This is a genomic window from Streptomyces gottesmaniae, assembly GCF_031845845.1.
Classification (GTDB): domain Bacteria; phylum Actinomycetota; class Actinomycetes; order Streptomycetales; family Streptomycetaceae; genus Streptomyces; species Streptomyces akebiae.
In genome coordinates this window covers 44,207-70,228 of record NZ_JAVRFJ010000054.1, presented here as the reverse complement: position 1 = coordinate 70,228, position 26,022 = coordinate 44,207, and the positions used below count along the sequence as shown (strand labels likewise).

At 72.6% G+C, this 26,022-nt stretch carries 25 protein-coding genes; 17 read left to right on the top strand and 8 right to left on the bottom strand.

The genetic code is table 11. The annotated features are described in order from the left end of the window. Window positions 1-298 precede the first annotated feature (298 nt). The 4 genes from RM704_RS40585 to RM704_RS40570 all read left to right on the top strand — a co-directional run bounded on the left by RM704_RS40585 (window position 299) and on the right by RM704_RS40570 (window position 4,117). Window positions 299-706 (top strand): YciI family protein, encoded by a 408-nt coding sequence (locus tag RM704_RS40585; RefSeq protein WP_033530450.1) that lies wholly within the window; start codon window positions 299-301, stop codon window positions 704-706. A 68-nt stretch (window positions 707-774) separates the two neighbouring features. Further along, window positions 775-1,926 (top strand): RNA polymerase sigma factor, encoded by a 1,152-nt coding sequence (locus RM704_RS40580; protein ID WP_033530449.1) that lies wholly within the window; start codon window positions 775-777, stop codon window positions 1,924-1,926. A gap of 36 nt (window positions 1,927-1,962) precedes the next feature. Beyond that, window positions 1,963-2,247, top strand: a complete 285-nt coding sequence (locus tag RM704_RS40575; RefSeq protein WP_311592883.1) for a hypothetical protein — start codon at window positions 1,963-1,965, stop codon at window positions 2,245-2,247. 289 nt (window positions 2,248-2,536) lie between these two features. Further along, a complete protein-coding gene (locus RM704_RS40570; RefSeq protein ID WP_192829789.1) occupies window positions 2,537-4,117 on the top strand; it encodes a right-handed parallel beta-helix repeat-containing protein in 1,581 nt (526 codons plus the stop codon). 108 nt (window positions 4,118-4,225) lie between these two features. On the opposite strand, the gene RM704_RS40565 is transcribed toward RM704_RS40570, so the two are convergent. Beyond that, on the bottom strand, window positions 4,226-4,639 hold the full coding sequence (locus RM704_RS40565; RefSeq protein ID WP_033530448.1) for a VOC family protein: 414 nt from the start codon (window positions 4,637-4,639) through the stop codon (window positions 4,226-4,228). 536 nt (window positions 4,640-5,175) lie between these two features. Between RM704_RS40565 and RM704_RS40560 the strand changes: the two genes are divergently transcribed. The 3 genes from RM704_RS40560 to RM704_RS40550 all read left to right on the top strand — a co-directional run bounded on the left by RM704_RS40560 (window position 5,176) and on the right by RM704_RS40550 (window position 8,718). After that, the gene (locus tag RM704_RS40560; RefSeq protein ID WP_033530766.1) at window positions 5,176-7,635 is read left to right on the top strand and encodes a sensor histidine kinase; all 2,460 of its coding nucleotides are present in this window, start codon (window positions 5,176-5,178) and stop codon (window positions 7,633-7,635) included. After that, on the top strand, window positions 7,632-8,315 hold the full coding sequence (locus RM704_RS40555; protein WP_033530447.1) for a response regulator: 684 nt from the start codon (window positions 7,632-7,634) through the stop codon (window positions 8,313-8,315). The genes RM704_RS40560 and RM704_RS40555 overlap by 4 nt, the downstream gene beginning before the upstream one ends. A gap of 67 nt (window positions 8,316-8,382) precedes the next feature. Further along, the gene (locus RM704_RS40550; protein WP_052146341.1) at window positions 8,383-8,718 is read left to right on the top strand and encodes an SCO4225 family membrane protein; all 336 of its coding nucleotides are present in this window, start codon (window positions 8,383-8,385) and stop codon (window positions 8,716-8,718) included. 59 nt (window positions 8,719-8,777) lie between these two features. Here the strand turns inward: RM704_RS40550 and RM704_RS40545 are convergent, their stop codons facing one another. Beyond that, complete coding sequence (locus RM704_RS40545; protein ID WP_033530446.1) at window positions 8,778-9,371, bottom strand: tellurite resistance TerB family protein; 594 nt, start codon at window positions 9,369-9,371, stop codon at window positions 8,778-8,780. 152 nt (window positions 9,372-9,523) lie between these two features. Between RM704_RS40545 and RM704_RS40540 the strand changes: the two genes are divergently transcribed. Next, a complete protein-coding gene (locus RM704_RS40540) occupies window positions 9,524-9,961 on the top strand; it encodes a metalloregulator ArsR/SmtB family transcription factor (RefSeq protein WP_311592876.1) in 438 nt (145 codons plus the stop codon). Beyond that, on the top strand, window positions 9,958-10,449 hold the full coding sequence (locus RM704_RS40535) for an SRPBCC family protein (RefSeq protein WP_033530445.1): 492 nt from the start codon (window positions 9,958-9,960) through the stop codon (window positions 10,447-10,449). The genes RM704_RS40540 and RM704_RS40535 overlap by 4 nt, the downstream gene beginning before the upstream one ends. A gap of 16 nt (window positions 10,450-10,465) precedes the next feature. Here RM704_RS40535 and RM704_RS40530 read toward each other — a convergent pair whose 3' ends face one another. The 3 genes from RM704_RS40530 to RM704_RS40520 form a co-directional block, all read right to left on the bottom strand. Next, entirely contained in the window at window positions 10,466-12,235 is a 1,770-nt protein-coding gene (locus RM704_RS40530) for a DEAD/DEAH box helicase (protein WP_033530444.1), read from the bottom strand. A gap of 93 nt (window positions 12,236-12,328) precedes the next feature. Then, on the bottom strand, window positions 12,329-12,532 hold the full coding sequence (locus RM704_RS40525; protein WP_005483357.1) for a cold-shock protein: 204 nt from the start codon (window positions 12,530-12,532) through the stop codon (window positions 12,329-12,331). Window positions 12,533-12,809: 277 nt separating this feature from the next. Next, a complete protein-coding gene (locus RM704_RS40520; RefSeq protein WP_192829788.1) occupies window positions 12,810-13,715 on the bottom strand; it encodes a hypothetical protein in 906 nt (301 codons plus the stop codon). Window positions 13,716-13,880: 165 nt separating this feature from the next. Here RM704_RS40520 and RM704_RS40515 point away from each other — a divergent pair, with 165 nt between their 5' ends. After that, window positions 13,881-14,828: a hypothetical protein gene (locus RM704_RS40515; RefSeq protein WP_033530443.1), complete on the top strand. Its 948-nt coding sequence runs from the start codon at window positions 13,881-13,883 to the stop codon at window positions 14,826-14,828. A gap of 158 nt (window positions 14,829-14,986) precedes the next feature. On the opposite strand, the gene RM704_RS40510 is transcribed toward RM704_RS40515, so the two are convergent. Continuing rightward, entirely contained in the window at window positions 14,987-16,423 is a 1,437-nt protein-coding gene (locus tag RM704_RS40510; protein ID WP_033530442.1) for an APC family permease, read from the bottom strand. Between the two features lie 482 nt (window positions 16,424-16,905). Further along, window positions 16,906-17,475, bottom strand: coding sequence for a TetR/AcrR family transcriptional regulator (locus tag RM704_RS40505; protein WP_033530762.1), 570 nt, complete (start codon window positions 17,473-17,475; stop codon window positions 16,906-16,908). A gap of 196 nt (window positions 17,476-17,671) precedes the next feature. On the opposite strand from RM704_RS40505, the gene RM704_RS40500 reads away from it, so the two are divergent. Both RM704_RS40500 and RM704_RS40495 read left to right on the top strand, forming a co-directional pair. Further along, window positions 17,672-18,694: an aldo/keto reductase gene (locus RM704_RS40500; RefSeq protein WP_033530441.1), complete on the top strand. Its 1,023-nt coding sequence runs from the start codon at window positions 17,672-17,674 to the stop codon at window positions 18,692-18,694. 149 nt (window positions 18,695-18,843) lie between these two features. Then, a complete protein-coding gene (locus RM704_RS40495; RefSeq protein WP_033530440.1) occupies window positions 18,844-21,378 on the top strand; it encodes a SpoIIE family protein phosphatase in 2,535 nt (844 codons plus the stop codon). Between the two features lie 14 nt (window positions 21,379-21,392). On the opposite strand, the gene RM704_RS40490 is transcribed toward RM704_RS40495, so the two are convergent. Continuing rightward, window positions 21,393-22,058 carry a DUF2637 domain-containing protein gene (locus tag RM704_RS40490; RefSeq protein WP_311592866.1) on the bottom strand — a complete coding sequence of 222 codons (666 nt, stop codon included), beginning with the start codon at window positions 22,056-22,058 and terminating at the stop codon, window positions 21,393-21,395. A 282-nt stretch (window positions 22,059-22,340) separates the two neighbouring features. Between RM704_RS40490 and RM704_RS40485 the strand changes: the two genes are divergently transcribed. From RM704_RS40485 to RM704_RS40465, 5 genes are all read left to right on the top strand, one after another. After that, window positions 22,341-22,682 (top strand): hypothetical protein, encoded by a 342-nt coding sequence (locus RM704_RS40485; RefSeq protein ID WP_311592864.1) that lies wholly within the window; start codon window positions 22,341-22,343, stop codon window positions 22,680-22,682. Further along, window positions 22,679-23,236, top strand: a complete 558-nt coding sequence (locus RM704_RS40480; RefSeq protein WP_369015713.1) for a serine hydrolase domain-containing protein — start codon at window positions 22,679-22,681, stop codon at window positions 23,234-23,236. Before RM704_RS40485 ends, RM704_RS40480 begins: the two co-directional genes overlap by 4 nt. Continuing rightward, complete coding sequence (locus tag RM704_RS40475; RefSeq protein ID WP_369015712.1) at window positions 23,233-23,583, top strand: serine hydrolase; 351 nt, start codon at window positions 23,233-23,235, stop codon at window positions 23,581-23,583. Before RM704_RS40480 ends, RM704_RS40475 begins: the two co-directional genes overlap by 4 nt. Before the next feature lie 56 nt (window positions 23,584-23,639). Continuing rightward, complete coding sequence (locus tag RM704_RS40470; RefSeq protein ID WP_311592861.1) at window positions 23,640-24,827, top strand: YihY/virulence factor BrkB family protein; 1,188 nt, start codon at window positions 23,640-23,642, stop codon at window positions 24,825-24,827. Window positions 24,828-24,922: 95 nt separating this feature from the next. Then, window positions 24,923-25,987, top strand: coding sequence for a right-handed parallel beta-helix repeat-containing protein (locus RM704_RS40465; RefSeq protein ID WP_033530438.1), 1,065 nt, complete (start codon window positions 24,923-24,925; stop codon window positions 25,985-25,987). Window positions 25,988-26,022: the final 35 nt, after the last annotated feature.

Here is a 26,022-nt window from a genome sequence, read left to right as displayed (position 1 = left end):
GCGTCCGGCCCCCGCCCGTCCCGCGTCCGGCTCGCGTCCGCCCGGCGTCCGGCTCGTGTCAGGCCTGCCGCCCCGGGCCCGCCCCTGCCGCGGTCCCCGCTGCCAGGCCATCCGCAGCCCTTGCCGCTGCCCTCACCCGCTCCTGCCCGGCACCCAAAAGTCTCCGGACTCGCTCCTCAAAAAGTCCCCGGAAAAAACCCACGGCGATCCCGATTGCGATGTCGAGAACCCGAGTCCCGCTCCGTCCCCGAGTTGAACGCGACCACAATGGGTCGCACGAGGACCGAGGAGAACGACGATGGCCAAGTACCTGCTGCTGAAGCACTACCGCGGCGCCCCGGCCCCGGTCAACGACGTGCCGATGGACCGGTGGACCCCGGAGGAGGTCTCGGCGCACATGCAGTACATGCACGACTTCGCCGCGCGGCTGGAGAAGACGGGCGAGTTCGTCGACGGCCAGGCGCTCGCGCCCGAGGGGGCGTGGGTCCGCTACGACGGCGAGGGACGCCCGCCGGTGACCGACGGTCCGTTCGCGGAGACCAAGGACGTCATCGCCGGCTGGATGATCATCGACGTCGACAGCTACGAGCGCGCCGTCGAGCTGGCCGGGGAGCTGTCGGCCGCCCCGGGGGCGGGCGGCAAGCCCATCCACGAGTGGCTGGAGGTGCGCCCTTTCCTGACCGCGCCGCCCACCATCACGGAGTGACCTCTCAGAGGTCCACGAGGTCGACAATGCCCAGGTCCACGAGGTAAACGATGTCCACGGGGGCAGAGATGGACGAGGTCCTGCTCAGGAGCCTCACACCGGGCGTGCTCACCGTCCTCGTCCGCCGCGGAGCCGACTTCGCGGCGGCCGAGGACGCCGTCCAGGACGCGCTGGTCGAGGCGCTCCGGCTCTGGCCGGCCGACCCGCCGCGGGATCCCAAGGGCTGGCTGGTCACCGTGGCCTGGCGGAAGTTCCTCGACGCGACCCGCGCCGACGCCGCCCGCCGTCGGCGTGAGGACCGCGTCGAGGAGGAGCCGGTGGCCGGGCCCGCGCCCGCCGTGGACGACACGCTCCAGCTCTACTTCCTCTGCGCCCACCCGTCGCTCACCCCCGCGTCGGCGGTCGCGCTCACCCTGCGCGCCGTCGGAGGGCTGACCACCCGCCAGATCGCGCAGGCCTACCTGGTGCCCGAGGCGACCATGGCGCAGCGCATCAGCCGGGCCAAGCGGACGGTCTCCGGCGTGCGCCTGGGCCAGCCCGGCGACGTCGCCACCGTGCTGCGCGTGCTCTACCTCGTCTTCAACGAGGGTTACTCCGGCGACGTCGACCTCGCGGCCGAGGCCATCCGGCTCACCCGGCAGCTCGCGGCCGCGATCGACCATCCCGAGGTGGCCGGGCTGCTCGCCCTCATGCTGCTCCACCACGCCCGGCGCGCCGCCCGGACCGCGCCCGACGGCAGCCTGGTGCCGCTCGCCGAACAGGACCGCGGCCGGTGGGACACGCGCCTCATCGCCGAGGGCGTGCGGATCCTTCAGACGGCCCTCGCGCGCGACCGGCTCGGCGAGTTCCAGGCCCAGGCCGCCATCGCCGCCCTGCACGCCGACGCGCCCACCGCCGACGAGACCGACTGGGTGCAGATCGTCGAGTGGTACGACGAGCTGGCCCGGCTGACCGACAACCCCATCGTCCGGCTCAACCGCGCGGTCGCCGTCGGCGAGGCCGACGGACCCCGCGCCGGTCTGGCCGCGCTCGCCGAACTGGACGACTCCCTGCCCCGCCACACCGCGGTCGCGGCCCACCTCCACGAGCGCGACGGCGACCTGGCCAAGGCCGCACGGCTCTACGCCGAGGCCGCCCACAAGGCCCCCAACCTCGCCGAACGCGCTCACCTCACCCGCCAGGCCGCCCGGCTCAACGCCCGGGCCCCGGCGACCGATTGACTGGGACCGCGCGGAGCGGCGCGGTGGCGGCACGGCATGCCACGAGCGGTCGGTGAGCCGGTGATCGTCATCGACTCGCCCTCGCCCGTCCCCCCCGCTCGCCCCCCGTACGAGCAACTCCGCGCCCAGCTCGCCCGGCAGATCCAGAACCGCACGCCGGCCGTGGGCACCCGGCTGTCGACCGTCCGGCTGGCCGCGCCCGGCGAGGAGGCGCGGCGTGCCGCCGAGTACGCCGCCGTCGTCGCCGGTGCGGGCATCGACGCCCCTCGAAGGCGGGTTCACCTGCGTGAGGGCGTACGTCCCGAGCTCATGACGCCATGACGTTCACATCCTCGGACGATCTTCACCTGCCGAGATGACTACCCGCAGGTCACGCCAACCCGCACCGACCCACGACGGCCTCGCAAACCGCCTACATCTCAACCCTCACCCTGGCCGCCACCCTCCCCTCCCTCCTGTCTTCCCTCGCCCTCTGAGTTCATCCATGTGAACAAAAGTTTGCGCGTTCTATTGACGTGCCCAGTTCACCCCCTGACACTCCCTCCCAGGGAAAGCGCTTTCTGCATGCACTTCGGACCACATTCTGGATCTCATCCCTGGAGACCGAACGATGCAATCGACGCACGTGAGACCCGTCATGGCGACGGCGAGCGCAGGCCTGGTGGCAGGGCTGCTGGTCGCGCTGTCCGGTACGGCGGCGCAGGCCGCCACCACCCGGTACGAGGCCGAGACGGCACCCGCCGTCTGCACCGGGACGATCGACTCCGACTGGGCCGGATATTCGGGCAGCGGATTCTGCAACGGCACCAACGCCGCCGGCGCCTACGCACAGTTCACCGTGTCCGCACCCGCATCGGGCACGGCGACCCTGTCCGTCCGGTTCGCCAACGGCACCACGGCCGCGCGGGCCGCGAGCGTCACCGTGAACGGTACGACCGCCGCGACCACGTCCTTCGAGACCACCGGCACCTGGACGGTGTGGACCACCAAGACGCTGACGGTGCCGGTCACGTCGGGCAGCAACGTCATCCGGATCAACCCCACTGTCGCCACCGGACTCCCCAACATCGACTACCTCGACGCCAACGTGCCCGAGGGCGGCGGCACCACCCCGCCGCCGTCGAGTTCCGCCCTCTACGTCTCGCCGACCGGGACCGACAGCGCGGCCGGCACCGTCTCCGCCCCCACCACCCTCACCTCGGCCATCAGCCGGATCACGGCCGGCGGGACGATCTATCTGCGTGGCGGCACGTACGCCCAGGCGTCGACCGTCACGATCCCGGTCGGCAGCTCCGGGACCTCCGCCGCCCGTACGACCCTGACCGCCTACCCGGGCGAGACGCCGGTCCTCAACTTCTCCGCCCAGAGCGAGAGTTCGTCGAACCGGGGGTTGCAGCTCAACGCCTCGTACTGGCACGTCAAGGGTCTCGTCGTCGAGCGGGCCGGGGACAATGGCATCTACGTCGGCGGCAGCAACAACGTCATCGAGCGCACGGTGACCCGCTTCAACCGCGACACGGGCCTCCAGCTCGGCCGTATCTCCTCCACCTCGCCCAGCAGCGAGTGGCCCGCCAACAACCTCATCCTGAGCGCCGAGTCGCACGACAATGCCGACTCCGACGGCGAGGACGCGGACGGGTTCGCGGCGAAGCTGACGACCGGGTCCGGGAACGTGTTCCGGTATGCCGTCGCCCACAACAACATCGACGACGGCTGGGACCTCTACACCAAGCCGGACACCGGGCCCATCGGTCCGGTGACCATCGAGGACTCCCTCGCCTACGAGAACGGCACGCTCAGCGACGGCTCGCAGGCCGGCAACGGTGACCGCAACGGCTACAAGCTCGGCGGCGACGACATCGCGGTGAACCACATCGTCCGGCGCAGCATCGCCTACGACAACGGCAAGCACGGTTTCACGTGGAACAGCAACCCGGGCACCATGGCGGTCTCCGGCAACGTGAGCATCGACAACACCGAGCGGAACTTCAACTTCGACGGCGGTACGTCGGTGTTCCGCGACAACACCTCGTGCCGCAGCGGGAGCGGGACGAACGACCGGATCATCGGCAGCTCCGACAGCTCCAACCAGTTCTGGTCCGGGACGAACGGGTCCCGGTGCTCCTCGTACTCCGGCGGGCTGCACTGGTCCTTCGGCAGCGACGGCAAGTTGAACGTCACGTTCGGCTGAGGGACGCGCGTGCCGTGCCGGTCGTCTCGATGACGGCCGGCACGGCACGCGGGTACGCCTCCGGGTGGGTCGCTCCGGGTGGGTCACACCTCCGCGAACCGTCGGCGATCAGCCCTGCGGCTCGCTGATGTTGACCATCCACGGGACGCCGAAACGGTCCGTGCACATGCCGAAGACGTCGCCCCACATCTGCTTGTCGAGCGGGACGGAGACGGTGCCGCCCGCGGAGAGCTTCTCCCAGTAGCCCCGCAGCTCGGTGTCGTCCTCGCCGCTGAGGCTCACGGAGAAGCTGCCGCCGGGCTGGTACTCCATGCCGGGCGGGGTGTCGGCGCCCATGAGGGTGAAGCCGTTCGGTGCCTCCAGCGTGCCGTGCATGATCTTGTCGGACTCCGGGGCGCCGGGCTGGCCGAAGTCGCCGAAGGTGTGCAGCGTCAGCTCGCCGCCGAAGACCTCCTTGTAGAACTCCATCGCCTGCCGGGCGTCGCCGTCGAAACTGAGGTAGGGGTTGAGCCGCGAGACCATGAGAACCTCCCTGAAACGGACAAACGGGCTTACGGTCGGTTGGTCCGGAGACTAGCCCCCGGCACTGACAACGGCATGCCGGGAGCGGGGTCGAGGGGGCCTCGGGGCCCGGTCAGATCTCGTCGGCTCCAGGTCCGTGTTGGCGCGGGCCCGTCGACCACCGGCCGACGGCCGTCGACCACCGACCACCGACCGACGGCCGACGACCACCGACCGACGGCCGACGACCACCGACCGACGGCCGTCGACCACCGACCGACGGCCGACGGCCGATCACCGACCGTCCACAGCCTGTGGACGGCGCCCCCCGCACCACACAACCCGAGCGCCCGCGCCTCGACGGCCCTTGGCAACGGCAAGGCCCGGCACCCACCAGGACCCGCCACCCACCAGGACCCGCCACCCCCCACCCGCCAGGAGTCGGCACCGGCGGGCGGCGCCCCGCCCCGCGCGCCTATAACCCAGGTACGAGGAGGACCTCGGCCTCCAGCCGGACTCGGGGCGGCCCGTCTCCGTTCTAGCCTGAGGGCGCCATGATGCGGACAGAGGACGACCGGCTGCTCCCGGTCCTGTTGATCGTCGCCCAGGCCGTGGTGTGGCCCGGGGCGGCACTGGTGCGTGGGACCGTCCCGAGCGGGGCTGCCCTGCTGGTGGCCGCCCTGGTCGCCGGAGTCGTGACGGCCGCGCTGGTGCTGCGCCGCAGCCACCCGGTGGCCGCCCTCGTCGTGGTCGCCGTCGCGTGCGCGCTGGGTGCGGGCCCGCTGCCCGTCGGGGCGACGGCCCTGCTCGGCACGGCGGGCGTCGCGCTGGCCCTGTACACCGTGGCGACCGAACGCGACACCTTCACCGCCGTGTTGTGCGCGGTGGCGCTCGCCACCTGGCAGTTTCTCCAGCAGATCAGCCTGCACGGCCTCAGCGACCGCGCGGGCCTCGACGTCGTCCTCACCGCCCTGCTGTACGCCACCGTCTGCGGCGCCGGTCTCCTCGTGCGGCGGTCCCGGCGCGCCCGGTGGGCGGCCGAGCAGCGGCTGAAGCGGGCCGAGTCGGAGCGGCATCGGCTGCCGGCGGTCGAACGGCGGCGGATGGAACGGGAGTTGCACGATGTCAGCGCCCATCACCTGACGGCTGTCGTCGTCACGGCGGGGGCCGCGCTCGGACTGCGTGACCAGCGGCCCGAACTGGCCGGACAAGCGCTGGAGTTCGCCGTCGAGACGGGCCAGGAGGTCACCCGTGCGCTCGGCGCGGTACGGGCACCGGCGCCCTCCCGGGAGGACCTGCCGTCGCCGGAGGAACGGCTGCTGGACCTGGTCGCCGGGTTCCGCCGCCTCGACCAGCGGATCGACTGCGAGATCGACCCCCTGCCGGACGGGGCCGTCGCGGACGCGGCGTACGGCATCGTGCGCGAGGGCCTGACCAACGTGGCCCGGCACGCGCCGGGCGCGCACACCCGGGTGCGGGTGCGCTACGGCGACGCCCGCACGGACGTCGTGGTCACGAGCGCGGCGCCGCCCGCCGGGACGACGGCGCACGCGTCGGGCCTCGGGGGCGGGCGCGGCCAGGGGTTCCTGCGTTCGCGGGCGCGGGAGGCGGGCGGCACGCTGACCAGCGGGCCGACGGGGGAGGGCGGTTGGGAGATCCGGGCGGCACTGCCCGGCCGGACGGCCGCGCCGGTGGAGGCGGCGTTCCCGCGCGGCTACCGGATGGCGCAGCTGGTGGCCGCGGTCGGCCTCGTCCTGCAGCCCCTGCTCCCGGCGCTGGTCATCCGCCCGGACACCGCCACCGCCACCGAACAGGCCTCCCCCGGCACCCTCTTCGCCCTGCTCGCCGCGGCCCAGGCCCTCACGCTGCTGTGGCTCCGCCGCGCCCCCCGGACCGCCCTCACCGCCCTCCTCGCCCTCCCCCTCCTCTGGCCCCTGGCCATGACCACGGCCCACTACACCGGCCCACCCCTTCTCCCCCCGGCCCTGAGCCTCCTCACCACCTGCGCGGCCCTCGCGACCCGGACGGCACGCAGGATCGCGGAGGACCACCGGGCAGCCACGGCAGCCACGGCAGCCACGGCCACCACGGCCACGACGGAGCGGGCGGCGGAGGCCAGGGCGAGCGCGGCGGACGGCGCGGAGCGCGGCGCGGTGCGTGGCGTTCTGGACGGGATGCGCGAGTCGGTGGTGTTTCCGCTCGCGGCCGTGGTCGCGCACAGCATCGCCGGGGTCGTCGCCGTGCTCGGGCGGGGTACGACGCTGCCCGCGTGGGCGGTCGGGATCGGGGTGAGCGGCGGGGTGGCGATCGTGGCGGGGGGCGCCGTGTGGGGCGGGGTGGTGCGCGGGCGGCGGGAGAGGGACGCCCGGGGGGTGCGGGACGAGCGGGTCGCCGTGTGGACCGAGGAGGCGGTGCGGGACGCGTGGGCCGAGCGGCGGCGGATCGCGGCGGGGCTGGAGACGACCGTGCTGTCCCGAACCGCCGACATGGTCGTGGAGGCCCGGGCGGGCCGGCTCGACGCGGTCGCGGAGCGGGCCCGCGAGGCCCTCGCCGCGATGCGCGCCCTGCTCGACACCGTCCGCGACGGCGAACGCGGCGCGGACCCCGGACGCCGTCCGCAGCCCACCCTCCAGGCCCTCGACCTGCTCGCCCACCAGAGCCGGGCCACCGGCCGTGACGTCCGGATACGGCTGACCGACCGGGTGCCCGAGCGCCTGCCCACGGCGGTCGATCTGGCTGCCTACCACGCCGCCGAAACGATCCTCGCGGCCGGAGGCGACCAAGCCGCGATGCTCGAATTCGACGCGGACGACGGTACGTTGACGCTCACCGCCACCGGGGTGCCGCGCGCCGCGCGCACCGCCGTACGGGAGCGGCTGACGGCCCGCGTCGCGCCGCTCGGCGGCACCCTGACCGCCGGCGGTACGGACACGGTCCACCTTCGGCTGCCGCTCGCCGCGGCACCGGTTCCGCAGCAGGGCGACGCGACAGAGGACGAAGAGGGAAGTGACGGATGAGCCTCAGGGTGCTGGTCGTCGACGACCAGGGCATCGTACGGGCGGGGTTCGCCGCCGTGATCGACGCGGAGGAGGACATGACGGTCGTCGGTGAGGCCGCCGACGGCGCCGAAGCGGTGCGGCTGGCCGAGGAGTTGGCACCGGACGTCGTCGTCATGGACGTACGGATGCCCCAACTGGACGGCATCGCCGCGACCCGCATCATCACCGGCCGGGACGACGCGCCCCGCGTCCTCGTCCTGACCACCTTCGACCTCGACGCGTACGTCTTCGACGCCCTGCGCGCCGGCGCCTCCGGCTTCCTCCTCAAGGACGTGCACGCCGCCGAACTGCTGGCCGGCATCCGGGTGGTGGCCGCCGGCGAGAGCGTGCTCGCCCCGTCCGCGACCCGTCGCCTCATCGGCCACTACGCGTCCGGTACGACGCCGGCGACGGCGGACGGCGACAGCCTCCGTGCCCTCGACACCCTGACCGACAGTCAGCGAGGCGTCCTCTCCCTGGTCGCCACCGGACTCACCAACGCGGAGATCGCCGAGGAGCTAGGCATCACCGTCGGCACCGTGAAGTCCCACGTGAACGCCCTGCTCCGCAAACTCGGCCTGCGCGACCGCGTCCAGGCCACGATCTTCGCCTACGACCTGGGCCTGGCCCGCCCGAACCCCCCGGGCACCCACCTCTGAAGTACCCGAGACGAGCAGGCCCGCCCCGAGACCGACCAGGACCACCCGAGGAGACCAGGACCGCCCCATGACCGTGGAACCGACCGCTCCCGTGCCGCGCCGGCCCTCCCCGCGCCGCCGCCCCAGCCCCGGCGATCTCCTCGCCCTCGCCTACCTCGCGCTCTGCGTCGGTCTGCTGGTCTGGGCGCTGGCGGTGAGCTCCGACGACGGCTCGGGCGGGTCCATGGCGATGGTCGTCCCCATCCTGGCCACGGCCCCGGTCAGCTTCGTGTGGCTCGCCCTGCCGGACGGGGCCGCGATGGCCGTCGGCGCCGTGCTTCTCGGCGCCCTGGCCAACGCGGCCGTCGTCGTCTGGTGCGGCCGCGTCCTCCGCCGGGGCCGCCGCCCGGATCCGCTGCCCTGAGCCGCGAAGGGGCGGCCCAGGGGATTCTCGGAGGGCGCGCGCCGCGTGGCCGGCCGGTGTCAGAGACCGAACTCCTGCGGGGACAGGCCGAGGGTGGCGCAGGCCTCGCGGAGGACCTGCTCCTCGGTCTGCGCGATGTACCCGTCCGCGCCCGCGACCACGAAGCCGGTCTGGACGACGGCCCGCGCCTCCGTCGGCTTCTTCGCGGCCTTGGCGATCTCCGTGAGGGCCTCGGCCTTGCCCTGCTGGAAGTTGCGGGAGAGCTGGTCCACGTGCCGGTTGAAGCGCTGCCGCAGCTGGTCCGCGGGGAAGTTCTGCAGCACGTCGTTGTTCAGGATCAGCGACTCCACGTGCTGCCGCTCGGCCGGGTCCACGTTCCCGTCGGCGGCGGCGACCAGCGCGCACATGGCCATGCTGGCGTCCCGGTAGGCGCCGCTCTTCAGCTCCGTCTTGAGGGAGGTGAGCTGGGACTTGAGCGCGCTCACCAGCTGGGCCTTCGAGCCGCCGGAGGACCGCCCGGACCCCGAGGACCCGGCCGCCGTGGCACCCGTGGGGCCCGCCCCCGGCTGCCCGTGCCCGCTGCCGCCCCGCGCGCCCTGCGCCTGCTGCTGCAGACCCTTGGCCTGGTCCTTGATCCGATCCCACATCGCCATGCGTGCCACCTCGGCTTCAGCCCGTGTCGTGCCGGTCGTTCCGGTCGTCCGCGTGCGTTCCGCACGTCTCCCTGTGAACGCCCGTCACCCCCCTGTGAGTTCCTCGCGGCCACGGACTCCGCAACGCGTAACTTATGGGTTACTCTTTTGGGGTGGACGAGCCGGGTGAAGCGAACGAGCGGGACGGGCTGAGCGAGCCGGACGGACTGAGCGAGGTGGCCGACGCGATCGCCGATCCGGTCCGCCGCGAGATCCTGATGATGTTGCACCGCACGCCGCTGACGGCGGGTGACATCGCCGCCCGGTTCGCCATCAGCCGGCCCGCGATCAGCCGCCATCTGCGGGTACTGCGGGAGAGCGGCCTGGTCCTGGACGAGCAGCTCGGACGCCATCGGCGCTACTCGCTGGTCCGCTCCCGGCTGGGTGACCTCGCCGCCTGGCTCGCCCGGTTCGACACCGCGCGTCTCGACTGGTCGCAGCGTCTGGCGGCGCTGGAGACCGAGGTCCACCGCACCCGACGGGACCGCGCACGGGCCGAGCCCGCGCACCATCCGCGCACCGCCCGCCACTCCGAGGAGGACACGGCATGACTCGTGAACCCACCGGACGGCTCGTCCCCACGCCGACGGGGCACGACCTGATCCTCACCCGCGTCTACCGTGCCTCCGCCGACGACGTCTGGGCGAGTGTCACCGAACCGGAGCGCACCGCCCGCTGGTTCGGCCCGTGGCGCGGTCAGGCGGGGCCCGGCCGCACGGTCGAGGTGCGGTTGGTGTTCGAGGAGTCGGCGCCCTGGTGCCCCGTGCGGATCGAGGCCTGTGAACCGCCGCGCCGGCTCGCCGTCTCGATGGAGGACGAGGCCGGATCCTGGTCGATGGAGCTGCTGCTCTCCGAGGTCGACGGCACCACCGAACTCCGGCTGGTCCATCACCTCGCCTCCGCCGAGCACCTCGGCGAGACGGGACCGGGCTGGGAGTACTACCTGGACCTGCTCACCGCCGCACGCACGGGCGGCCCGCGGCCCGACTTCGACGACTACTACCCCGCGCAGAAGGCGTACTTCGAGTCCCTGGCCTGAGCCCGCACCGACCGGCTCAGCGGCCGTTGCCCTTCGCCGGGGCGCGGCGGCGTCCCTGGGACGGGCGGCCGCGGCGGCCGCGTGCCGCCGACGTGGGGCGGGCGGCCGGTTGCTGGGTGACCGGCGGGGCGAGGACGACCGGGACGCCGGAGGGCGCCTGCGCGCCGGTGATGCGGTTCAGGTCCGCATCGCCCGAGCGGACCCGCGTGGTGGTCGGGGTGATCCCGGCGACCGCCATCAGCCGGGTGACGTCACGGCGCTGGTGCGGCAGCACGAGGGTGACGACCGTGCCGGACTCGCCCGCACGGGCCGTACGGCCGCCCCGGTGCAGGTAGTCCTTGTGGTCGCCCGGCGGGTCGACGTTGACGACGAGGTCGAGGTCGTCGACGTGGATGCCCCGCGCCGCGACGTTGGTGGCGACCAGGGCCGTCACATCGCCGTCCTTGAACTGGCTCAGGGCCCGGTTGCGCTGCGACTGCGACTTGCCGCCGTGCAGGGCGGCGGCGCGCACGCCCACCGCCAGCAGCTTCTTGACCAGCCGGTCCGTCGCGTGCTTGCTGTCCAGGAACATGATCACGCGCCCCTCGCGGGCGGCGATCTCGGTCGTGGTGGCGTGCTTGTCGTCGTCCTCGATGTGCAGCACGTGGTGGTCCATCGTGGTGACCGCGCCCGCGGAGGGGTCGACGGAGTGGACGACGGGGTCGTGCAGGTAGTCGCGGACCAGCCGGTCGACGTTGCGGTCCAGGGTGGCGGAGAACAGCAGCCGCTGCCCGTCGGGGCGCACCTGGTCGAGCAGCGCGGTGACCTGCGGCATGAAGCCCATGTCGGCCATCTGGTCGGCCTCGTCCAGGACGGTGATCGCGACCTGGTCGAGGCGGCAGTCGCCGCGGTCTATGAGGTCCTTGAGCCGGCCGGGGGTCGCGACGACCACTTCGGCGCCGCCGCGCAGCACGCTCGCCTGGCGTCCGAGGGACATGCCGCCGACCACGGTGGCGAGCCGCAGCCGCAGCGCGCGGGCGTACGGGGTGAGGGCGTCGGTGACCTGCTGGGCCAGTTCGCGGGTGGGGACAAGGACGAGGGCCAGCGGCTGCCGGGGCTCGGCGCGCTGTCCGGCCGTACGGGCCAGCAGGGCGAGGCCGAAGGCGAGCGTCTTGCCGGAGCCCGTGCGGCCGCGGCCGAGGACGTCACGGCCGGCCAGTGAGTTCGGCAGCGTCGCGGCCTGGATCGGGAAGGGCTCGGTCATCCCTTCGGTGCCCAGCGTCTCCAACAGCCGTGCGGGCAGATCGAGTTCGGCGAAGGTCTCCACCGCGGGCAACGCGGGCGTGACCGTGACCGGCAGTGCGAACTCCCCACCGGCGGCGACCGCGACGGTCCGCGCGCCACCGCCCCGACGACCGCGGCCGGCCTTGGCCGCACCGGACCTGGCGGAGCCGTTCTTGACCGCGGCCCCCTTGGCCTGGGAGCCCTTGGCGGTGTTTCCACGGCCGGCGGTGCTCTTCGCGTCCCCGCGGCCCGTGGTGTTCTTGGCGGTGTCCCCGCGGCCCGCGCCGCTCCTGCCCGACCCGCCCTTGGCGGCCGCACCACCGGTGCCGCCGCCGGCCGAACGGCCCTGGGCGGTGCCGCCCGTCGCCGATCCGGCTCCGGCCGCACGGGAAGGAGCCCCTTGCTCGCCCGCCCCCGCGCCCTGCGAGCGTGCGCGGTTGCCCCGGGTCGCGCCGGTGCGGGCGGAGCCCTCGGTGCGGGACCGGGAGGAGCTGGTGCTGTTCGTACGAGCCGTGCGGTTCATGGGGACCTTCCTCGATGCGGCGGCGCTTGTCGCACACGAGCCGGGGCCCGCACCTTTCGGGCGCGGGCCCCGGCTCATGCGTACGCGTCAGAGTCAGGCGGGAACGATGTTCTCGGCCTGGGGGCCCTTCTGGCCCTGCGTGACGTCGAAGGTCACCTTCTGGCCTTCCTGAAGCTCACGGAAGCCGGACGTGGCGATGTTCGAGTAGTGGGCGAAGACGTCGGGGCCGCCACCCTCCTGCTCGATGAAGCCGAAGCCCTTTTCCGAGTTGAACCACTTCACGGTGCCGGATGCCATGCTGAAACTCCCTTGATGCAGTGCCCGGAGTCCACACTTTGCGGACCCGGTGTCGCAGCAACGGTTCGACCCGACGGGAAGATGAAGAAAGTCCCGGAAAGCCCCGGAAACAACAAAGAGTGCTCGTCGACGGAAGGTCGAAGAGCACTCAGAAGCCTCTGGTAACCAAAACTGCCACTTCAGGTCAATGTAGCACAGTCGTGGGACGTCCGCTGTGTGACGCGCGACCCAATCCGAGGAACACCCCCTGCCGAGGACAGCCGGCACCCGCGAGGAGTCAGCCCTGAGAGGGCGTCGGCGGAGCCGTGGGCGGGGAGGACTGGTCCGTTGGAGTGGGCTGTGCGACGGGCGCGGCCGGCCAGGGCTGTGCGGCCTGCGGCGGCTGTGGGGCTGCCTGCTGCGGAGCTTGTGGAGACTGCGGTGCCTGGGGTGCCTGGGGTGCCTGGGGGGCCGGGAAAGCGGCTGGGGCCGGGTATGCCGTCGGGACCGGGTACGCCGTCGGGGCGGGTCCGGGGAGGGCGGTGGTGGGGCGGCCGGTCGCGAGGACGGTCGTCACGGTCGCGCCGAGCGCCGACAGGAAGGCCAGCGCCAGCAGATAGGCGCCGACGCCGAGGGTGGTGGCCCGGTCGTCCCCGTCCCACTGTCCGTCGTTGACCACCTCCGTCAGCGCCGACAGCGTCGTGCCGAGGAGCAGCACCGCGCCGCCGACGCCGAGCGCGGGGCCCGGCCTGAGCCGGCGGGCGCGGCCGGTCAGGAGGAGCGCGGCGGCCGTGACGGCGACCAGGGCGCCGATGAGCAGCGGCACCCCGGTGAACCGGGTGACCGACTCCATCTCCCCGCCCGTCGCGCCGCTGGTGTAGGACCACGCCTTCGCGACCATCCGGAAAGCCGGTTGCTCCCGCTCCTCGTCGACGTACTGGATCGAGGTGTCCAGCGTGGTGAACGAGGCGCCGATGGTGAGGGCGGCGCCGAGCATCAGCAGCGCGCCGGACACCCGGTCGGAGACCGCCGCCGGGTTCCCCGGCGGCGCGGCGGGTCTGCCGTGGCCCACGGGCGGCGTGGTCGCGTACGGATAGGGGCCCCCTTGCTGCGGGGGCGGTGCCCAGCCGGGCGCGGGAGCCGGCGGCTGGGGCGGAGGGGCGGGCTGACCCGCGTACGGGCCGGACTGTGTCGGTTCCGTCATCTTCCGATGATAGGGAGAGAAGATCGTGCGCATAAGGTGAACTGCCCATCGGAAAAGGCGAGTTGGGGATAGAATCCCTGCCCTTGCCTGACGGTGGGGATATCGGATCGACATACGTCCATCTCGAATCATCACTGTGCGACCAAAATTCGTTACTCTCCGGCCATGGCTCTCCTCGGTCGCCGGCGCGGCACGACCAGACTCGCCCCCGAACTCGACGACGCGGACCTCGGGAAGGTACGCAAGCGCCTGGTCGAGAGGGGGAGTTCGGGTGGTCGCAGTCTCGCGGTGGCCATGATCGAGCAGCTGTTGCGCGACACCGGCCGTGACTGGGACCGCAGGGCCCACCGGCTGAGCGTTCTCGCGGAGTCGACCTCCCCGGCCCTCCAGCGTTCCTGGGCGGAGGAGCAGGCACAGGACCCGGACGCGCAGTTGCTGTTCGCGTGGGGTGTCCTGCTGCGGGCGCGGTACGAGGAGCAACCGGTGCCGGGGGAGACCCGGGAGGCGCTCGACGCCTGCGAGCACGCCGCCGCGCTGCGGCCGGAGGACCCCACTCCCTGGGTGGTGCGTCTCGGCCTGCTGCGGCTGTGGCGCCGGCCGAGTCAGGAGGTCTTCCCGCTCTGGGACGAGATCGTCCGGCGGGATCCCTGGCATCGCGAGGCGCACTTCCAGATGCTCGGCTACCTCTCGCCGTGGGAGTGCGGCTCGCACGCGCAGACCGTCGACTTCCTCGACCGGGTGCGCGCGGGGACGGCGCCCACGGCCCCGACGGCGGGTCTGGAGATCGCCGCCCTCATCGACCTCTACCAGGGCACCCTCGACCAGGGTGGTCTGGAGGCCCTCACCGCCGTCCACCTGTGGAGCCGCCCGAACGCGGTGGCGGCCCTGGACCGGGCCACGGCCGACTGGCCGCGTGCCGGGTATCTGACCCACGCGGCGGCCGTCGCCGATCTCAACCTGCTGGCGTACGCGCTGGTGCAGGCGAAGCGGGCCGGGGAGGCGGGGGAGGTGTTCCGGGCGATCGGGGGGCTGGTCACGGTGTACCCGTGGGCGCTGGAGAGCGGGGATCCGGTGGCGACGTTCGGGGCCTGGCAGGTGCGCGCGGCGGGGTGACGGGGCGCGTTGCCGTGTGGGGGTGTGCGGGTGCGGCCCGGTGGGGCTTCTCGCGCAGTTCCCCGCGCCCCTGAAGAGCAGGGCCTGGGCTTTCAGGGGCGCGGGGAACTGTGCGACCAGCCCCCACGCACCCGCACCCCCCTCAACCCTTTGGCCCCCTACCTCCGGCCCGGCGCCCCCGCCAGCAACGGCATCGTCATGCCCGCCAGCAGCGCCCCCGGCACGGCCAGGGCCAGCCACACCGCCGTGGTGGTGTCGCCGCCGATGAGGGTGGTGAAGTTGGCGATGATCAGCCAGATCGCCCCGGCGATGCCGCCGGCGCCCAGGGCGGGGGCGATCAGTGTGTTCCACAGCCGGGTGTCGCCGGACCGCTCGTGGCGGAAGTAGACGATGACCGACACGGAGGTCAACAGGTACAGCAGCATGATCGCCAGGACGGCGAGACCGCTGAGCCAGGAGAACAGGGTCAGGACGGGGTCCTTGCCCGCCAGGGCGAAGGGGAAGACGAGCAGGGCGGCGACGCCGGTCTGCACGACGCCCGCGAGCCACGGCGACTGGCGGCCGTTGAGCGTGCTCAGCCCGCGCGGCAGCAGGCCCTCCCGGCCGAGGGAGAAGAGATAGCGGTTGGCGGAGTTGTGGAACGCCAGGATGCTGGCGAAGAGCGAGGTGGCCAGCAGGATCGGCAGCGCGTCGCCCGCCCACGCGCCGAGTTCGGCGGAGACCGGCGCGGCGACGAACCCGGCCCCGTCGCCGGCCTCCAGCGCCTTGCCCGCGGCGGCCGCGCTGGAGGAGGGGCCGTGCGCCGAGATCAGCATCCAGGACGTGAAGGCGAAGAAGACGGTGACGAGGACGACCGCGAGGTAGGTGGCCCGGGGGACCGTGCGGTGCGGCTCGCGCGCCTCCTCGCCGTAGATCGCGGTCGCCTCGAAACCGAACATCGATGCCACGGCGAACATCAGCGCCACCCCGGGGGCGCCGTCGAGCGCCGCCGACAGGGAGAAGGAGGAGCCGGGGGCCAGTCCCTCGGGGCCGCCGCCCTTGAGGAGCATCACCACGCCGAAGACCAGCAGCAGACTGATCTCGGCCAGCACGAACACGGCGAGCACCTTGGCACCCACGTCGACACCGGTGGCGCCGAGCACCTGCACGACCACCATCGTGCCGAGCGCGAACAGCCACCAGGGCACGTCCGTCTCCAGGTACTGCAGGGCCAGCCCGTTCATCACCGCGCCGAACAGGCCGTACACCGCCGCCTGGATGGCGTGGTACGCGAGCAGCGCCACGCCCGCGCTGCCGGCGGCGGCCGTCCCGCCGAGGCCCTTGCCGACGTACGAGTAGAAGGCGCCCGCGTCGACGACGTGGCGGCCCATCGCGACGTAGCCGACGGAGAAGAGCAGGACGACCACCCCGGCCACGAGGTACATCGCGGGGACGCCCGGGCCGTTGCCGATGGCTATCGCCACCGGCGCCGCCCCGGCGACACCGGTCAGCGGTGCCTGTGCGGAGAGCACGAAGAAGAGGATGCCCAGGACGCCGAGCGCGTTCTGTTTGAGGGAGCCGGTGGACGCGTAACCGTCACCGGCCGCGTGCCGCATTCTGGACGCACTTGTAGACATGCTTCACCTGTCGAGCGGAGGGGAAGAAGTTTGTTTCGGCTCAAACGAGCTGCCCCATGTTTGCCTCAACGCGCCTGACTGGCAAGGGAGTGACACGTGTAGGGCCACAGATTGTTCGGGTACGTACGACGTTCCGTGCGCACCCGGCGGGCGGGCGCCTCGGGGGCGCGGCGCGGGGGCGGGGGCCGGGACGACCGGCAGGTCCTGAGGGGCGTGGCCGAAGCGGTGCGTGGCGCCGCGCGGCTCTCCCTCTCCGTCGGGACGGTGTAGACCCGCGTCGGCGACATCCTGGGCAACTCCCGGCCCGCAACCGTGTCGAGATCGCCGCGTGGGCCTGGTGCTCGGGCACCGTCGGCGAGTGAGCGTCCCCACCGGGGCCGAGCGCGACTCCGGGCGCGCACAGGAGAGTTGACGACACGGCCGCCGCTCGGCTGACGGCACGGGCCCGGCCCGCCCCGGGGTCAGTCCGGTCGGCGCAGGCCCGCGACGAGGACGGCGACGAGTCGGCCGGCGTCGTAGTCGGGGTCGTTCTCGGCGCCGATGCACAGGTTGCCGACGCCGCGCATGAGTTCCAGGGGCGTGAGATCGGACCGGATCTCGCCGGATGCGGCGGCGGCGTCGAGCAACCGGGCGCAGACGGGGACGAGCCGGTCGAGGAAGTGGGCGTGCAGGGTCCGGAACCCGGCCTCGTCGGACTGCAGCGCGGCGGCGAGGCCGTGCTTGGTGACCAGGAACTTCACGAAGACGTCGATCCAGTGGCCCAGGGCGGCGTACGGCGTGGGCCCGGCCGCCAGCAGCGCGGGCCCTGCCTCGGCGCAGGCCTCCACCTGGTGCCGGTAGACGGCGACGACGAGGTCCGCGCGGGTCGGGAAGTGCCGGTAGATCGTGGCGGTGCCGACGCCCGCCCTGGCCGCGATGTCGCGCACCGGCGCCTCGACGCCCGCCTCGACGAACACGGCGGCGGCCGCGTCGAGCAGCGTCTCCTGGTTGCGCCGGGCGTCGGCCCGCCGGGGCCTGGCCGCCCGCGGCACCTGCCGTGTGACGCCCCCGCCGTCGAGGCCGCCGTTCTCGCCGCCCTCGCCGTTCCCGCTGTCGTCCGTCACTTCGCCTCCTCGCCGCCGGGCGTGCCAAATCTACCGGGGTTGTTAAACGGGACAGCGTTCCGTATCGTCGGCCACGGAAACGGGACGTCGTTCCGTTTGTTGGGGACGTGAAGGAGACGCAGTCATGCAGTACCGCACCTTGGGCCGCACCGGCGTGCAGGTCAGCTCGCTCGCGCTCGGCGCGATGAACTTCGGCCGGATCGGACGCACCACGCAGGACGAGGCCACCGCCCTCGTCGACGCCGCCCTGGAGGCGGGGATCAACCTCGTCGACACGGCCGACATGTACGGCGACGGGGAGTCGGAGGAGATGGTCGGCAAGGCCATCGCCGGCCGTCGCGACGACATCGTGCTGGCCACGAAGGCGGGCATGCCGATGGGCGAGGAGCGCAATCACCGGGGCGGTTCGCGCCGCTGGCTGGTCACCGCGCTCGACGACAGCCTGCGCCGGCTCGGCGTCGACCACGTGGACCTCTACCAGCTCCACCGCTGGGACCCGGCCACCGGCGACGAGGAGACCCTGTCGGCCCTCACCGACCTGCAGCGCGCGGGAAAGATCCGCTACTTCGGCTCCTCCACCTTCCCCGCCCACCGCATCGTCCAGGCCCAGTGGTCCGCCCGCCGGCACCGCCTGAGCCGCTACGTCACCGAGCAGCCCGGCTACTCCGTCCTCCAGCGGGGCGTCGAGGCCCACGTCCTGCCCGTCGCCGAGGAGTACGGGCTCGGTGTCCTGGTGTGGAGTCCGCTGGCCTCCGGCTGGTTGTCGGGCGCGGTCCGCGAGGGCAGGGCCGTCGCCACGAGCCGCTCCGCGTTCATGCCGGACCGCTTCGACATGACCCTCCCGTACAACCGGGCCCGGCTCACCGCCGTGGAACGGCTCGCCGCGATCGCCGACGAGGCCGGCCTCAGCCTGATCCAGCTCGCCCTCGGGTTCGTGACCGCACACCCGGCCGTGACCGCCGCGCTGATCGGCCCCCGCACCCCGGAGCACCTGCACGCGCAGCTCGCCGCCGCCGACACGGTCCTCCCCGCCGACGTGCTCGACGCGATCGACGCCGTGGTGGCCCCCGGTACCGACCTGGCCCCGCACGAGAAGTACGACACCCCGCCGTCGCTCCTCGACCCGTCGCTGCGCCGCCGCCGCTGACCGTCCGCACGGCGCGGAGCTGTCGCCCACCCGGCGGCCACGTAATAGTGTGAAAAGGTTGTTGTGGGACATATCACGGGTGGGGGAGCGGGCCCGGCGGGGAGCGGCCTGGCTGGGTGCGGATCTCGGTGAGAGCGAGATGAGCGGACATGGACCGGCGTGTCGTCGACGAATCCGGAGCGGGCCACGGCCCGTACACCGTGGGTGAGGCACTCACCGCACGGGCCACCGTCGACGAAGAAGGCATCGTCACCGGCTGGAGCGCCGGCGCCGAACGCCTGCTCGGGTACACCCCGACGCAGATCCTGGGCCTGCCCGCGGCCCTCCTGCTCGCCGAGGAGCCTCCGCCGGACGCGCTCCCGCACTTCTCCGACCTGCCGCGCTGGCACGGCACCCTGGTCCTCAGGCACCGTGACGGCCGCCGACTGGAGGTCAAGGTCCTGGCGCACCACCGCACGTCGTACGGCGGGGTCCGCGACTGGTTCCTGGTCTCCGCCCTGACGGACGAGCGGCCCCGCCCCGGCGACGACACGCTCGCGCTGCGCGGCTTCCTCGACTCCCCGTGCTGCGCGACCTCGGTGCACGACACGGACCTGCGGTTCCGCGCGTCCAACCGGGGCTCGCGCGGAGCGCTGGGACTGAGCGACGACGACCTGCGTGGGCTGCGCATGTCGGAGGCCGTGGACGATCCCGCCGTCGAGGAGGTCGAGCGGCTGATGCGGCTGGCCCTGGAGACCGGCGAACCGCAGTACATGGAGAACCACGCGCGGGCCCCCGGGGAGACCCGCGAGCACGCCTGGTCGGTCGACCTCTACCGGCTGCAGGACGAGAACGGCCGCGTCCTGGGCGTGGCCTCCACCGGGCACGACATGACCGAGCAGTACTGGGCCCGCAAACGCCTCCAGCTGATCGCGGAGGCCGGCCGGCGCATCGGCAGCACCCTCGACGTGACGCGGACGGCCCAGGAACTGGCGGACATCGCGGTCCCGGACCTCGCCGACTTCATCAGCGTCGACCTGCTGGCCTCCCTCGACGACGGCGTCACCCCCTTCTCCGCGGCGGGGGAGTACGGCCCGGCCCCGCGGCTGCCCGCCGCGGGCCGCGCCCTCGCCCTGCGGCGGATCGCCCACCGGTCCGTCCACCCGGGGACGCCCGAGGCGGTCGTCGCGCCCGGCGAGGTCGACGAGTACCCGGACGGGTCGCCGCCGGTGCGGAGTCTGCGGTCGGGGCGTGCCGTGCTGCACCGGGTGACCGAGCCCGCGATCGCCGACTGGGTGGCCGAGGACCCGCTGAGGGCCTCCCGCATCAGGGAGTTCGGGTTCCACTCGGCGATGACCGTGCCGCTCTCCGCACGCGGCACCACCCTGGGCGTCGCCGTCTTCGCCCGCCACCGGCACCCCGACCCCTTCGAGCGGGACGACCTCGTCCTCGCCGAGGAACTGGCGGCCCGGACGGCGGTCAGCATCGACAACGCGCTGCGCTACACGCGCGAACGCGGCACCGCCGTCACCCTCCAGCGCAGCCTGCTGCCGCAGAGCCTGCCCGAGCAGGCCGGGGTCGAGATCGCCTCCCGCTATCTCCCGGCCGGCGCCCGCGCCGGGGTGGGCGGCGACTGGTTCGACGTGATCCCGCTCTCCGGGGCCAGGGTGGCGCTGGTCGTCGGCGACGTCGTCGGCCACGGCATCCACGCCTCCGCGACCATGGGCCGGCTGCGCACCGCCGTCCGCACGCTCGCCGACATCGAGCTGCCCCCCGACGAACTCCTCACCCACCTCGACGACCTGGTGGCCCGCCTGGCGACCGAGGCGGAGGCCGCGGAGGAATCCGCCGGGACGACCGACCGCGGGCGGGGCGGCGGCACCGGGGGCGGCACGGCCGGCGTGACCACCGGAGTCGTCGGAGCGACGTGTCTGTACGTCGTGTACGACCCCGTGTCGCGGCGGTGCACCCTGGCACGGGCCGGGCATCCGCCGCCGGTGGTGGTGGGTCCGGACGGCACCGCCGCCCTGCTCGACGTCCCGGCGGGGCCCCCGCTGGGCCTGGGCGGTCTGCCCTTCGAGTCGCTGGAGACCGAGCTGCCCGAGGGCGGCCTGCTGGCCCTCTACACCGACGGCCTGATCGGGTCCCGCAGCGGTGAGGACGACGGCGCCCGCGTCGACATCGACGTCGGCATCACCCGCCTGTGCCAGACCCTCGCCACCCCCGCCACGACCTCCCTGGACGCGCTGTGCGACCGGGTCCTCGGCTCCGTACTGCCCGAGCGGCCCACCGACGACGTGGCCCTGCTCCTCGCCCGCCCCCGCCCCCTCGACCCCGGCCGGGTCGCCACCTGGGACGTGGCCGCCGATCCCTCGGCCGTCGCCGAGGCCCGCAAGAACGCGCTCGGCCGACTGGACGCCTGGGGCCTGAACGACGCGGCCTTCGTCACCGAGCTGGTCGTCAGCGAACTGGTCACCAACGCCATCCGGCACGCCGAGCCCCCCGTCCGGCTGCGGCTCATCCACGACGAGAGCCTGATCTGCGAGGTCTCGGACGCCAGCAGCACGGCACCCCACATGCGCCGCGCCCGCAGCTTCGACGAAGGCGGCCGGGGTCTGCTCCTGGTCGCCCAGCTCACCCAGCGCTGGGGCACCCGCCCCACGCCGACGGGCAAGACGATCTGGACGGAACAGACCCTCGGATGACGTGCGCGGCCGTCCTACCGCCCGCCCTGCTTGGGGCCGCCGAGGGCGTCGGCGGCGTGCCGGGGGCCGGGGGCGGACGAGAACTGGCCGACGAGTTCACGGAAACAGACCAGCGCGGTGATCGGTGGAATTCCGACGATCACCATGGCCAGCAGGGAGGAACTGGGTGACTGGCCGATGCACAATGCCACCGCCGTGGCGGACGAGAGCAGCATCACCGCCCAGGACCGCCGGGCGGTGCGCTGTTGCACTGCCGCCCGGACAATGGACAAACCTGCCAGGAGCCACGGCCCGTACACGGTCAGCGGCCACCAGCGCGCGAGATGCTCCGACACCACCAGCAGCGCGATGTCGCGCAGTTGAATGTATGAATAGGAGACGGACCAATAAAGCATGGTCAGTGCGCACACGGCGATAGTCGTAATTAAGAACGCGACGGGGACGATCCTCGGGTTCTTGGCGAAGAAGTTGGCCCCCGGGCGGGGTCGACGCCGGCTGACCGGGCGGCGCGGGAGGTCATGGATCTCCGACAGGGTCGGTTCGGGAGCCAGCCCGTGCGCCGCATAGGCCATCTGGATCAGCTCGGCGTCCGGGTCCCATACGTCCGAAGCGGCCCGCGGGCCGGGGAGCCAGATGGGCTGGGTGTCGATCTGCTGAACCCCGTCAGGGTTTTGATCCACCGAATCATAATCGGTTCTCATTCTGAATCCTGCTCCATGAGGGATCCGCTTTTCCGACCGGCGCGAGGGAGGCCGAGCCTGATTTTGGGCATTCGGGAGAATAGCGATCCGCGGTGATTTCCGCGAGGAGCGAACCACGTGGATGGCCGTTGAAACGGTGAAGTCACGGCCGGCTCCGAACGAGTGGACTCGCTGGCGCGTGTTCGGGGCAGAAGCCTTTGCCCATGGCTCGGACGGTGACGCTCGCGCCTTCGAGACCCTGCTCCGGAAAAGGCGCCCGACATGCGACGCACCCCCTCCCGGCGTCCGCTCGCCGCCGCGCTGCTGGTGGCGTCCGTACTGGCCCCGATGGCGATGGCACCCGCGACGACCGTGCACGCGGCGGCCGACCGGTATGACGAAGGCCGGTACGACAAAGGCCGATACGACAAGGACCGGTACGACAAGAACGACTGTCCGCGCGGCGGTCTCGGCCCCGAACTGACCGCCCGTCTGGACGAAGCCGTCGCGGGCGTCCGCCGGGAGGCCGGCGTCCCCGGCGTCACCGTCGGCCTGTGGCTCCCGGGCCAGGGGTGCTACGTCCGGTCCACCGGCGTCGCCGACACCGTCACCGGCCGACCATGACCAGCGACCTGTTCACGCGGATCGGCAGCGAGACGAAGACCTTCACGGCCACCGCGCTGCTCCAGCTCGTCGACGACCGCCGGGTCCGCCTGGACGACCCGATCTCCCGCTACGTCCGGGGCGTGCCGGACGGCCACCGGATCACGTTGCGTCATCTCGCGCAGATGCGCAGCGGCCTCTTCCCGTACAGCGCCGCCCCGGACTTCGTCCAGGCCCTGTTGAGCTACCCGAGCCGCTCGTTCACGCCGCGTGAGCTGCTCGCCTACGCCTTCCGGAACCCGAACACCTTCGCGCCGGGTGAAGAGTTCCAGTACTCCAACACCAACTTCGTCCTGCTCGGCCTGGTGGTCGAGCAGGTCAGCGGCAAGCGCTTCGCCGACTACCTCCACCAGCGGGTGCTCCGTCCGGCGGGGCTGCGCCGCACACGCTGTTCCCCGAGGGCCGCGAGTTCCCCGAGCCGCACGCGCGCGGCTACACGGACCAGACGCTCAGCGGCGAGATCGAGGACGCCACGGACTGGAACCCCAGCTGGGCCTGGGCGGCCGGCGCGATGATCTCGGACCTGCGCGACCTGCGCCGCTGGGCCAGGGTCGTCGCCGCGGGCACCCTCCTCGGCCCGCGGACCCAGCGCGAACGGCTGAAGACGCTGCCGACCGGCTTCCCCGGCGCCGGCTACGGCCTCGGCGTCTTCGAGACCGGCGGCTGGATCGGCCACAACGGCTCCATCCCGGGCTACCAGAGCGTGACCGTCCACCTGTCGGCCCGGAAGGCCACCCTGGTGCTGCTGCTCAACACCGACGTGACCCACGAGGGCCAGGAGCCGTCCTCGCTGCTCGCCCGCGCGGTCACGGAGGTCGTCACCCCGGACAACGTCTACGACCGCCCGGCGCCTCCGCGCTGACCGATTTGCCATGAATATGTACGTATAAGCCGTGTCGGGTCGGCTACTCGCACAGCATGATGCGAACGCTGAAGCGGCACAGAGGACAGGGACGGCACGGTGGGCACCCCGGCTACGGCGGGCACACCGACCGGTTCGAGCGCGACGAGCAGGCCGAACGCGGCGAGGAGGCCGGGCGCGGCGAGTACGACGGACGTGGCGAGGAGGCCGGGCGGCCCGTGGAAGGCGAGACCGCGCGGGCGCCGGCGGCCGGGCCCGACGAGGAGGTGGAGCGGCGGGCCCCGGACAGCCCCACCGACCTGCCGAAACGCTCCTGGTGGGCGGTGCTGAAGGGCACCCTGAAGGAGTTCAAGAAGGACGAGCTGACCGACCGGGCGGCGGCGCTGACCTACTACGGGATCCTCGCCCTGTTCCCGGCACTGCTGGCGCTCGTCTCCCTGCTGGGGATCGTCGGGCGCTCGGCGACGCAGCAGGTGCTGGACAACATCCAGCAGCTCGCCCCCGGCGCCGCGCGGGACGTCCTGACCAATGCCGTCCGGCAGATGCAGGGCAACGCCGGGCTCGGCTCGATCATGGCGATCGTGGGTCTGGTGCTCGCGGTGTGGTCGGCCTCCGGCTATGTCGCGGCGTTCATCAGGAGCGCGAACGCGGTGTACGACGTCCCCGAGGGCCGTCCGGTGTGGAAGGTGCTGCCCGTCCGGGTCGGTGTGACCGTGGTGCTGATGGTGATGGCCGTGATCAGCGCCCTGATCGTGGTGTTCACCGGCGCCCTGGCCAAGGAGGTCGGCACCACGCTCGGGGTCGGTGACACGGCGCTCACCGTGTGGTCGATCGCGAAGTGGCCCGTGCTGGTCCTGCTGGTCACGATCATGATCGCGGTCCTGTACTGGGCCACCCCGAACGCCAAGGTCCGCGGCTTCCGCTGGATCACCCCGGGCAGTCTGCTCGCCCTGCTGATCTGGATGGCCGCCTCGGCCGGCTTCGCCTTCTACGTGGCCAACTTCGGCTCGTACAACAGGACCTACGGCGCCATCGCGGGTGTGATCATCTTCCTGGTGTGGCTGTGGATCACCAATCTGGCGATCCTCCTCGGCCTGGAGTTCGACGCCGAACTGGCGCGTCAGCGCGCCCTGGCGGGCGGCCATCCGCCCCACGAGGAGCCGTACGTCGAACCGCGCGACACCCGCAAGTGGGACGAGGAGGACCGACGGCGGCTCGGTGACCCGGCGGCCGACGGTCGCTGACGGCCACCGACAGCCGGAGCGGGGACGTCGGCGAGACACGCCCTCGGACGGACCATCGGGCCGGTTTGCGTGTTCTTGGTCATATCTTGCGGAATATGACGAAATCGCATATTGGCAATCTGGCGTGCGTGGCGGCGGTCATCGGGATGGGGCTCGGGGCCGCCCCGCAGGCCGTCGCCCACCATCCGACCCATGTGGTCTTCCCCGGGGAGTCCATCCAGCAGGCGGTCGACGCGGCGGCGCCCGGGGACACCGTCCTCGTGGCCTCCGGCACCTACCGCGAGAGCGTCCGGGTGAGCACCCACGGCATCACCCTGCGGGGCATGGGCCCCCGCACCGTCGTCGAACCGGCCGTGAAGAAGGCCGCCGACGGGTGCGGCGACGCCGGCAACGGCATCTGCGTGATCGGGACGAAGAACCACAAGGTCGAGGACGTCACCGTCGCCAACCTGACCGTGACCGGCTTCACCGGGTCCGGAGTGTTCGCGCAGGACACCGACCGGCTGACCGTGCGGCACGTGACCGCCGTGAAGAACGGCGTGTGGGGCATCGCCCAGGAGCGCTCGGTCCGCGGTGTGTTCCGCAAGAACACCGCCCGGGACAACGGCGACGCCGGTCTGTTCCTCGCGAACACCGTCAAGGCCGAGCAGGGCGCCACGGACAGCGGCGGCACCGTCGTCGCCCACAACCGCCTGGAGGGCAACCGGATCGGCCTCACCGTCCGGCGTCTGCGCAACCTCACCGTCGCGGACAACCACATCACCGGCAACTGTGCGGGCGTCTTCGTCGTCGGCGACGAGAACATGCCGAGGGCCGGCGCGCTGACCGTGCGCGACAACCTCATCGACCGCAACAACAAGTCCTGCCCGAAGACCGCGCGCCTGGACGCCCTCCAGGGCACCGGCATCGTGCTGACCGGCGCCGAGGACACCCTGGTGACGCGCAACCGGATCACGGGGAACGCCGGTGCCTCTCCGCTGTCGGGCGGCATCGTCGTGTGGAAGAGCTTCGTGGGCACCACCAGCGAGCGGAACCGGATCACCGAGAACGTCCTGGAGAACAACGCCCCGGCGGACATCGTCAACACCGACACCGCCGGCAAGGGCAACACCTTCTCGGGCAACACCTGCGCGGCGTCCAAGCCCGCCGGACTGTGCTGACCGGCCGGGGCCGGCCATGAACTCGAAGAAGGAAG